General features: G+C 65.8%; 11 protein-coding genes. 2 read left to right on the top strand and 9 right to left on the bottom strand.

What is annotated here, in order from left to right; all coding sequences use genetic code 11:
- Positions 1-630 (bottom strand): hypothetical protein (locus AAF184_22945; protein ID MEO0425212.1); only part of this gene is annotated, 630 nt, incomplete at its 3' end.
- 1 nt (position 631) lies between these two features.
- Positions 632-1,708, bottom strand: a complete 1,077-nt coding sequence (locus AAF184_22940) for an OmpA family protein (protein MEO0425211.1) — start codon at positions 1,706-1,708, stop codon at positions 632-634.
- A gap of 181 nt (positions 1,709-1,889) precedes the next feature.
- Here AAF184_22940 and AAF184_22935 point away from each other — a divergent pair, with 181 nt between their 5' ends.
- Complete coding sequence (locus tag AAF184_22935; protein MEO0425210.1) at positions 1,890-3,734, top strand: hypothetical protein; 1,845 nt, start codon at positions 1,890-1,892, stop codon at positions 3,732-3,734.
- Positions 3,735-3,755: 21 nt separating this feature from the next.
- On the opposite strand, the gene AAF184_22930 is transcribed toward AAF184_22935, so the two are convergent.
- Entirely contained in the window at positions 3,756-4,241 is a 486-nt protein-coding gene (locus tag AAF184_22930; GenBank protein ID MEO0425209.1) for a DUF6265 family protein, read from the bottom strand.
- A 26-nt stretch (positions 4,242-4,267) separates the two neighbouring features.
- Positions 4,268-5,686 carry an MATE family efflux transporter gene (locus AAF184_22925; GenBank protein ID MEO0425208.1) on the bottom strand — a complete coding sequence of 473 codons (1,419 nt, stop codon included), beginning with the start codon at positions 5,684-5,686 and terminating at the stop codon, positions 4,268-4,270.
- A 157-nt stretch (positions 5,687-5,843) separates the two neighbouring features.
- Here AAF184_22925 and AAF184_22920 point away from each other — a divergent pair, with 157 nt between their 5' ends.
- Positions 5,844-6,185, top strand: coding sequence for a histidine triad nucleotide-binding protein (locus AAF184_22920; protein ID MEO0425207.1), 342 nt, complete (start codon positions 5,844-5,846; stop codon positions 6,183-6,185).
- 76 nt (positions 6,186-6,261) lie between these two features.
- Here the strand turns inward: AAF184_22920 and AAF184_22915 are convergent, their stop codons facing one another.
- The 5 genes from AAF184_22915 to AAF184_22895 all read right to left on the bottom strand — a co-directional run.
- Positions 6,262-6,942 (bottom strand): DoxX family protein, encoded by a 681-nt coding sequence (locus tag AAF184_22915; GenBank protein MEO0425206.1) that lies wholly within the window; start codon positions 6,940-6,942, stop codon positions 6,262-6,264.
- Between the two features lie 30 nt (positions 6,943-6,972).
- Positions 6,973-7,794 (bottom strand): putative DNA-binding domain-containing protein, encoded by an 822-nt coding sequence (locus AAF184_22910; GenBank protein MEO0425205.1) that lies wholly within the window; start codon positions 7,792-7,794, stop codon positions 6,973-6,975.
- On the bottom strand, positions 7,787-8,671 hold the full coding sequence (locus tag AAF184_22905; protein ID MEO0425204.1) for a DUF692 domain-containing protein: 885 nt from the start codon (positions 8,669-8,671) through the stop codon (positions 7,787-7,789). The genes AAF184_22910 and AAF184_22905 overlap by 8 nt, the downstream gene beginning before the upstream one ends.
- Before the next feature lie 183 nt (positions 8,672-8,854).
- Entirely contained in the window at positions 8,855-9,289 is a 435-nt protein-coding gene (locus AAF184_22900; protein MEO0425203.1) for a DUF1841 family protein, read from the bottom strand.
- Positions 9,290-9,330: 41 nt separating this feature from the next.
- Positions 9,331-9,643, bottom strand: a 313-nt coding sequence (locus AAF184_22895) for a hypothetical protein (protein MEO0425202.1), incomplete at its 5' end; no start/stop codon positions are given.

Genomic DNA, 9,643 nt, shown 5'->3' with positions numbered 1-9,643 from the left:
CGGGATGTCCCAATGCACCTGCGCGCTCTCGGCGTGGATGCCGCGGAAGCCATCGTCGAAGCCGAGGTCGATGATGGCGTCATCCACCTCCTCGGCGCTGGTGATGAGGCGACAGGTGTCGAGGGCGAAGGCGAGGCCCGTACCGCTCACCGTGAAGGGTGGGAGCGTGAAGGACTCGAGGGTGGCGCTAACCTCCAGCGTGGTGTCGACCGAGAAGCTGCCCTCGAGTTCGAAGGAGAAGCCCTCGAGCGCGGGGCTGCCGTCCTCCTCCGGCGGGAGGGGTAGCAGCAGAGGCTGTTCGATCATCACCCGCAGGGGGAAGTGGCGCAGGGTCAGGCGCGGCGGGGCGCCGTCGACGATGATCTCGGCGAGGATCAGGGGCGCCTCGTCGGGATCGTCGCGCACGACGCCGAGGGCGATCGCATCGAAGCCCGGCACCGGCAGCAGCATCGTCTCCTGTACGGAGAGCACCATGGTGTACTGGCTGACGCCGTCGATCTCCTCCTCGTAGAAGGAGGTGACCTCGAGGCGATCGGTGAGGTCGCCGAAGACCGCATCGACCAACGGTGAGAGCTGGTCGTCGATACCGAGTTGATCGGGCAGGGTGGAGAGGCTCGATAAGGTGTTCATGTCAGATGTCCACCACCACGTAGCCGAGGGGCGCGATGGTGAATCCCACATCGGGCAGGGCGATGTTCTGGCCAACGCCGGCGATCGCCGTGGGCGCGAAGAAATAGCCGCTGTGCAGGAGCAGCAGGGCCATCTCGCCCTTGCCGAGCACGCTGAGCCCCGCCGAGGCGACGGCGAAGTTGAACTGTCGCATCTGGTGGAAGGAGAGCGGATCGCTGGTCTCGAACTGGCCGCCGACCGAGGCGAAGTCCACGCTGAAACCAAGCTCGTCTAGCAAGGCGCTGGTCTTGGGGTAGTTGCCGGCGCCGTCGACGTCGAGGGAGTCCAGCATCTTGCGCAGGCGAGGGAAACGTTGCAGAAACTTCGCATTCTTGAGCTTATCGAAGAGGCCCACGGATACACCGGCCTGCATGAACTCGAAGGGCTTGGACACGGGATCGGTCGGACCCTGGTCGCCCCCGTCCGGCAGCATCGTAAGCGTGCCAGCCCCGAGCTGTAGGAACCAACCTTCCCCCGCCGCGCCGAAGTCGATCTGCCACAGCGTGCTTCGTGGGCCAGGGTCCTGGGAGGCATCGACGTGCGGGGGGAGGTCGATGAACAGGTTGTAGGCGACCTCGACCCGTCGGTTGAGGGGATTGTCTTCGTTAGGTGCAGGCGGGTAAGGCAGGTCGGACTCGCCCTTGGCCACCACCTCGAAGTTCGGCATGAAGATGTCGTCGGGGGCGATGCCTGCCTGCGTGATGGCACCTAACAAATGCTGATGGGCCGCCTCGGCGCGCTGTGCCGACAGGGTCAGGTTATCCACCTCGTCGCCGATGCGACTCGCGTAGCCCGTGATGCGCTTGATGCGCACGCGGTACTTGGGGTTCATGTGCTTGTCGACCAGGGCATCCAGCGTGCTGCGGTGCACGTCGTCGAGGAGTTGGGGGATGCCGTCGAAGGGCAGGTCCTGGAGCATGAGCCGCAGGTGCAGCAGCACACGATCGCCCAGGTTGATCTCTCGGTCCCGCGAGCGGTCGATCTTCTCGACCATCGCGGCGCGCTGCGCGGCCACTGCCGCTTGGGTGGTTGCCGTCACCGTATCCGCTCCCTGGCTCGCCCCTATCAGGGGCTTTCACTTGACGATAACACCGTCAACGGTTCGGGCGTAAGCGAAGGGTTTTCGGCGTGCGGAACCGCTACGTGCGTCTCGGAAGCGCCCCGTAGCGCCGAGGTAGGCTTGCCGCCCTTATGTTCAACCGAAGGGCGCCAAAGCCGCAATGATTCGCGCGATTTCAGCCTGTGCAACGTCGATTCTCGCCATCATCCTGTCCCTGCTGATCACGGTGGCGTATGCCGAGCCGGTGATCGTGGAGGTGCAGATGGACGACTGCATCGATCTGCAGTCGGGCCGCCCTGCCGATGACGTTCAGTGGCTCGGGGGTGAGCCCGGTGACGAAGGTGGCACGAACATCATCGATTGTTCCTTCGTCTACCGGGTAGACACCACCCAATGCAACGCGCACACACCGTGCGACAACTTGGTGGTGAGCTTCTCGGGCGGCGGCATGAGATGCGGAGCACGCGACATCGATCCCGATGCGGCGGGGGGGCAGGCCGAGGGCTACGCGCAGCACCTCGATCGCTACATCAGCGCCGGCAACTACCTCGTGGTGCAGGCGTGCGTCGTCGAACCCGCCGCTCGTCAGGTACGGCCGTCGAATCACCTGCCATTCCATCTGGAAGCCAATCGCGTGAAGGCCCTGCTCGAGCGCATTCAGGAGGAACCGCGCATCGACCAGGGGTGGAACGGTCGGCACCTGCTGCTGAGCGGGGTGAGCCATGGGCCGGCGGCCTTGATCCTGGGCCTCGCCCGCTCGGAGATGGAGCGTGACGCGCGCGAGCTGTTCCGGGGCACGGTCAAGACCGGCATCTGCGCCTACGACGCACCCCTCGATGCGATCGCTCGCGAGCGCGACTACGTGCTGATCGAAGCGCCCCACTTCTGCAACGGCACGGGCAACGGCACCCGCGTCAACAACATCTGTAAGCGCTTTCGAGTCAACGTGCCTCACGGAGACGCCTTCGCCTGCAATGAACTGCTCCCCGAGGGCGTTGGCGACGAGCAGTGCGCCACCCTGGCGGGCCTGGTGCCGGAGGGGTGCGGGTTGATGAAGCAGGACTCGCTCGTGAGCGTAGGCCACGCACCGTGGACCGGAGAGGACTTCGGTCACGACATGTTCAAGATCGTCTCCTGCGCCTCCGACCCGGTCGATGTGTGCTTCAACGATCACAACCCGGACGACATGGAAGACGCGGGCGTCTCGGGTCTGCCGAACGATGGCCCCACGGAGCAGGCTATGCGCGATGTGTGCGAGGCCCTGAACGCCCAGGGCAAGCGCTGCACCTTCGAGGCCAACGTCTTCCCGAGCGATGCCAACAACCCGGCGCACAGGATCTGCATCTCGCATCCGACCACCATCGAGTCGTGCAAGCGCTGGTTCGAGCGCTACCTCTACTTCGACGCCTTCGATCACTACACGGCTTCGCCCGCGCAAGGGCAGAATGCCAACGACCTGCCCCCGGTGATCGTCGAGACCGGGGTGCAGATCGATCCCGAGGGGGATGGGGAATGGCGTCCCTTCGATGATCCCATCTACCTAGGCGGCTACTCGGAAGTGGCCGACGACTTCGACGTACGCATCATCGATGAGGGCGAGGGCATCTACGGGGGCTTGCAGGCCCTTCGCATCGCGTCGATGTCGCGCGCCGAGCTCAAAACGCGTGGCTACGTCGATTTCGAGATGCCGTTGCCCGCGCTCGGGAGTGGCGAACTGGTCATCGAGTTCCAGCTGTTTGTGCAGCAGGCCGTCAGGGGCCTGGCTAAGCTCGCGGTGGAGGTGTCCGGTGACGGGGGTGACACCTTCGAGTTCCTGGGCGCCGTGCGCGCGCGAGAGACCGCGGACATCCAGTCCTTGCAGACCTTGTCCATTCCCGCCTCAGTGCTCGCCGGGTCCGGCCCGCTGCGCGTGCGCTTCTACGGCGAAGCATTCGACGCCACCGGCGATGGCGAGGATCTCACCACCGTGATCGACAACCTCTACGTGGGGATGGGCGACGAGTAGGCGAGGCGCCAGGGCCGGGGGCTACTTTCCGCCGCAGGCTGACTTGCGGAAGTCGACCTGTTGGTCACCGTTGCTCAAGGCGATGTCGGCGATCAGCTGCTCGCCGGCTCGACGGTAGCGAATGCGCTGGGGGTAGTCGTGCTCGCCATTTTGGAACACGATGCCCTGCGCTTCCTGACGAACGGTGGGAAACGAGCCACCTGGCTGATTCGATGGGTACGCCGTGAAGACCAACTGGCCGTCCTCGTGCAAGCGGATACTCATGAGTTCGTAGAAGGACACCTTGCCCTCGCTCACGATGCTCGAGAAGCCGATCAGCGTGGTGTCATCGTCCTGCGACCAGGCCTCGAGGGACCGCCCGTCCTCGGATTCCCAGCAACCTACGAGCCAGGTGGGAAGCGTAGGGGGCGTCTCCGCGACGGTCGCGGCCGAGTGCACTAGGAGGAGGATAAGGGCCTGCGGTATCCGGTGGGCCGCAAGGCCGACCCTGGAACGCTGTTTCGACATGCCGACTTCCTTCCTGTGGGGCTGACCTACACCTCTCGTAGCTTCCACCGTCCGCGCCGAAACAGCAAGAACGCGGCGACGGAGAGGATGCTCTCGCACACGATGACCGCGGTGAACACGCCGTACGGCCCGAGCCCGGCCTGCTTCGCCAGCAGCCACGCCATGGGCAGTTGCAGCACCCAGAAGACGACGAAGTTCAGGCGCATGGGCGTGTGGGTGTCGCCGGCGCCGTTGAACGCCTGGATCAGCATCAGTCCCAAGGACAGTGCGCCGAGGCCGACCCCGAAGAACCTCAGGGCCGCGACGCCGTAGCGCAGGGTCTCGGCATCATCTATCAGGAGGCCTATCAGGTACGGCGCCACCAGCGCCAGGGTGATGCCACCGCTCGTCATCACCAGGAAGGTGAAGCGCGACGCTAGCCAAACCGCATCCTCCGCCCGCTGGGGCTGCTTGGCGCCGAGGTTCTGACCCACCATGGTGGCAGTGGCATTGCCAAGGCCCCACATCGGCAGGATCACGAAGTCGACGATGCGGATCGCGATCGTGTAGCCCGCCACGGCGCCGCTGCCGAAGGTGGCGACGATGCGCATGAGGAAGATCCACGCCGAGGTGGAGAACAGGAACTGGGCGATGGCGCCGGAGGCGACGTAGATCAACCGTCCCATCAGGCGCGGGCGCGGCAACAGGGAGCCGAGGCTCAGGTGCACCGCTTGGGTGCCGCCGAACAGGTGCCAGCACTGGTAGAGCACCCCCGCCGAGCGACCGATCACCGTGGCCACCGCCGCGCCCGTCACGCCCATCGCCGGGAAGGGCCCCAAGCCGAAGATCAGCAGGGGATCGAGGACGATGTTGATCGCATTCGAGAGCCACAGAGCGCGCATGGCGATGGCGGCGTTGCCCGCGCCGCGGAAGACGCCGTTGATGACGAACAGGGCGAGCACGGAGAACGCGCCCCCGAGCTGAATGGTCGTATAGTGCAGACCGGTCTCGATCACCGCCTGGTCGGCCCCGATCAGGGACAGGAGTTCATCGGCGAAGTTGAACCCCACCAGGGCGATCGCGAGGCCGAGGGCAGCGCACAGGAGCAGCACCTGGCCGCCTACGTCAGCGGCGGCCTCAGGGTCGCCTTCGCCGACCCGTCGCGCCACCATCGCCGTCGCCGCGGAGGCGAGGCCGATGGCCACGGCGTAGATCAGGGTCAACATCGCCTCCGTGAGGCCCACGGCGGAGATCGCTTCCTTGCCGAGGCGGGCCACCAGCACGATGTCGACGATCGCGAACACCCCCTCGAGCAGCATCTCTGCGGCCATGGGGATGGCGAGCAAGGTGAGCGAGTCTGCGACGGGGCCTTGGGTGGCATCCGCCGTCTCGTTGCGCAGACTGCGCCGGATCGTGTCCCACGTGCGCCGAGCCCTGGAGGCGCGCGAGGCGGAAGGCGATGCCATGACGATGAACGTCCGTGAGTGGCGGCGGCAGCTCGACCTGCCGCGGGTGAAGGGAGGCGCGTCAGCTGGCGCGCCGGCAGTATAAGATCGGCGAGTAGGCCCGCCAAGCCGTCGCGGGCACCAACGGTTCTATTTCGTTCGCTGGAGGCGCATGCGCATGTCGCAGACCATTTTCACGAAGATCATCAAGCGGGAGATTCCCGCCGACATCGTCTACGAAGACGACCACGCCCTCGCCTTCAGGGACATCGCGCCGCAGGCGCCTCTGCACGTGCTGGTGATCCCCAAGGAGCCGATCGACATGCTGTCATCGGCGCAGGCCGAGCACCAGGCGGTGCTGGGCCACCTGATGCTGACGGCAGCCAAGGTCGCGCAACAGGAGGGCTACGCAGATGCCTTCCGATTGGTGGTGAACAATGGCGAAGGGGCAGGGCAAACGGTGTTTCACCTGCACCTGCACGTGCTCGGTGGCCGTTCGCTGAGCTGGCCGCCGGGGTAGGGAAGGCGGCCCCAGGAGGGGCGGCGGCGGGCGGGGGTGACCCCGCCCAACCGCCTTCAGATGCGTGGGGCGCGGGTCAGAGGCGCCGATCTACCCAGTGACCCAACCACCAGTCCACGCTCACGTAGCGTCCACCGCCCATGAAGAGCAGCACCAGTAGCATCACGAAGTAGGTGGTGGCGAACTCGATACCGCTGTTCAGCTTGACGAAGCTGCCGTGGGCGTTGAGCCAGCTCCAGCGACCGTTCGCCTGCATGATCTCCTTGCCCTTGGCCAGGCGCTCGGAGGCGTCGATAGTGCGCTCGTTGACGTTGTAGCACTTGACGAACTTCACGAATGCGTTCGCCTGCGCGCGCTCGTCGGTGCCTTCGATGCACACGGGCGACGGGTTGGACGGTGCGATCGCCGCCCAGCCGTTATCCCAGTGTACGGACACGGCCGCCACCCACATGGTGACCAGCAGGGGGATGGCGATCACCCGCACGGCCACGCCGAAGAACAGCAGGATGCCGCCTAAGAACTCCGTCCAGGTGGCGAGGAACCAGCTGAGGGCCGAGGGCAGCACGTTGAAGGGGAACGGGAAGTCCTCCTGGATGTGCATGAAGAAGTTGTCCCCCGTGAGCTTGGTGTAGCCGGAGGAGAGCATCACAGGGGTCAGGTAGAGACGGATTGCCAGCGGGGCGAGGCCGTCGAGGTGCCGCAGGGCACCGAAAGCCATCACGTAGATGCGGTTGAAAGCCTCGATGAATGCCAGCATGGGTCCTCCGTGGAAGGTGTTCGAATCGGATCAGTTGTCGTCGGGGCGAGCGCCGAGAATGATGTCTCGCGCGCGCAGCGTTCGAAGGATCTCAGCGCCCCCCTGCACCACCACCTCCGGCTGCGGATGACCGAGCTGCTGGGCGATGGCGTGCAGGAGTTCACGCCCCGTGTGCTGGCCCGGCGCAGCGCGAAGCTGCTCCAGGAGCTGGGCGGTGACCGGGTTGATCTCCATGAAGCCCACCTTGTCCTCACGGTCGCGGTAGACCACGAGGAAGGTCGGCTGCTCGCCGGGCGCGTCCGGTTGGAACTTCGGCGAGATGCGGTGTACGGGGTATTGGTAGGCGAGGGGCCAGGCCACCGGCGACAGCACGGGATGCCCGTCCAGGAGGTCACCCTCGGGATCAGCGGTGGCCTCATCGATCTCCGCCTGGTCGATCGACAGGGCCAGCTCCACCCACTCGTAGTGGGCGAGCTCGAGGAGAAACGGTGGATCCTCCGCCGTCAGTGCGTGGGTCTCCTGCAGGTAGCGCAGGAACTCCTCGGGTACCTTGGGGAACAGGGCCGTGCGGGCGATGTGGCGCGAGAAGTAGGCGCGCGTGAGTCGCCGCCAGGCCGCTTCGCCGTCGGGCTTGGCGCGGTAGAGCGTGCGGATCACCGGGAAGGTGGAGCCGATCAGACCGGTGATGTTGTTGAACAGCAGGTCGCGGTAGACCTTGATCCGCCGATCCTCGATATCGCTCGGCGCTGGATGCTTGTCCGGGCGACGAATGTGGGCGGTGAGGCCGTACTGCAGTTGCTGGAAGCGGGGGCGCTCGCTGAGCGGCTCCTCGGACGTGTAGCCCTCAGCCATGACGGTGAGCCTCGGCGCCTTCGCTAGCGCGCTGGATGGCGCGGATCTGTTCGACCTCGGTCAACAGTTGCGGTAGCGGCGGGATGTTGAAGTCGCGCTCGAGCAGCGTCGGCACCACACCGAAGCGGGCGTACGCCTTGTGCAGGAGATCCCAGACTGGATCGCAAACGTCGCTGCCGTGCGTATCCACGCGCAGGTCTTCCGCTTCCACGTAGTGCCCGGCGATGTGGAAGTACACCACGCGCTCGGCGGGCATCGCCGCCAGGTAAGCCTCGGCGTCGTAGCGGTGGTTGATGCTGTTGACGTAGACGTTGTTGATGTCGAGCAGCAGGTCGCAGTCGGCCTCTTCCAACACGGCGTTGATGAAGTCCGTCTCGGCCATCTCCTGGCCGGGGGCTGCGTAGTAGGACACATTCTCCACCGCGATGCGTCGCTCGAGCACGTCCTGCACACGACGGATGCGGCCCGCCACGTAGTGCACGGCCTCTTCCGTGAACGGGATCGGCAGCAGGTCGTAGAGCTGACCGTCGTCGCCGCAGTAGCTCAAGTGATCGCTGTAGAAGCGGATGCCGTGTTCGTCCAGAAACGCTTTGAGCTGGCCCAGGAAGGTCTCATCCAGCGGCGCAGGTCCACCGATGGAGAGGGACAAGCCGTGCGACAGGAAGGGGTAGCGCTCGGTGAAAAAGCGCAGCTTGCGGGCCAGAGCGCCGCCGACGCCCACCCAGTTCTCCGGCGCGATCTCCATGAAATCGACGGCGGGCGGGTTGGCCATCGCCTTGGTGAGAAAGTCGCGCCGCAGGCCCAGGCCGGCACCCTGCACGGGGTAGCGTGACGCGGGGGGGATATCGCTCACGGCGCTGTCGGTACTTGCGGACACACGGAACTCCTCGCGGCTCAAAGGCTCGGGCGGCAGCGCAGCAACGCTGCTCGCCCGGGGTCAGTAAGGTCCGACCATCTTCGAGCGATTGTATTCCGGGTTGCTCTGGATGCCGATGGGTTACAGCGCTGAGCGGCCGCGGCAGGGCTCTCCTCGGCCGCCTAGGTGGGCGAGCGGCATCGCTCAGGGGGTGCGGATGAGCCCTTGCAGCGTTCGCAGATAGCGTTGCTCGTCAGGCGCTTGACCGGCGCGCTGGGCCTCCCACAGGGTGCGGCCCAGAATCTCCAGCATGGCGTGTTCGGCCTGGTGGGCGCCGCCGAACTGAGTGCTCAGGCGCTCCCTCACCTGGCCGATGCCGGCGGGGCGGTTGGTGGCGCATTGCTCGCGAATCGCCAGGTGCAGGGACATATGCAGGAAGGGATTGGCCTGGCCTTCCTCCGGCGTCCAATCTCGCTCCAGCGTCTGCGGCGCTTCGACCAGCGCGTGGTACTCGGGATGCTCGCCGATTACATCGACGATCTGCGCCTGCAGGGGCTCGAGAGGGGCGCCGTCGCGGGCCCGCTGCCAGGCGTCTTGGTACATGCGGCGCAGCTCGGTGCGGTCGTTGGAGAAGATCATGGGTCAAGTCCCGTAGGTGTTCGGTTTTACAAACCGTATCGTTAGGTATTGTTGTTATCGGCCACTGGCGCTCCGCGTGGGGCGACGGCCGGTGCCAGCAGCAGGAGCGCGAGGATCAACAAGGTGCCCGCAGGCAGGGTGAACAGGGGCAGGGGCGCAGACGGAAATAGGATCCAGCCGTTGCCCCCCTCGGGTGTGATCAGGCCCAGATCCCCCAGCAGGCGCCCAGTGCCGAGCAGCTCGCGCAGGACACCGGTGATGAGGGGCACTGCCAGCGCCGCTCGGCTCGGCTCAGCAATGGGATCGTGTTCTCGCCCTGTTGCGACCAGCAGCGCGAAGCTGCCCACCGCCAGG

It is taken from the genome of Pseudomonadota bacterium (assembly GCA_039815145.1).
Taxonomy (GTDB): domain Bacteria; phylum Pseudomonadota; class Gammaproteobacteria; order Steroidobacterales; family JBCBZW01; genus JBCBZW01.
Note: the sequence above shows the minus strand (reverse complement) of the source record. Positions and strands in the feature narration are given on the sequence as shown.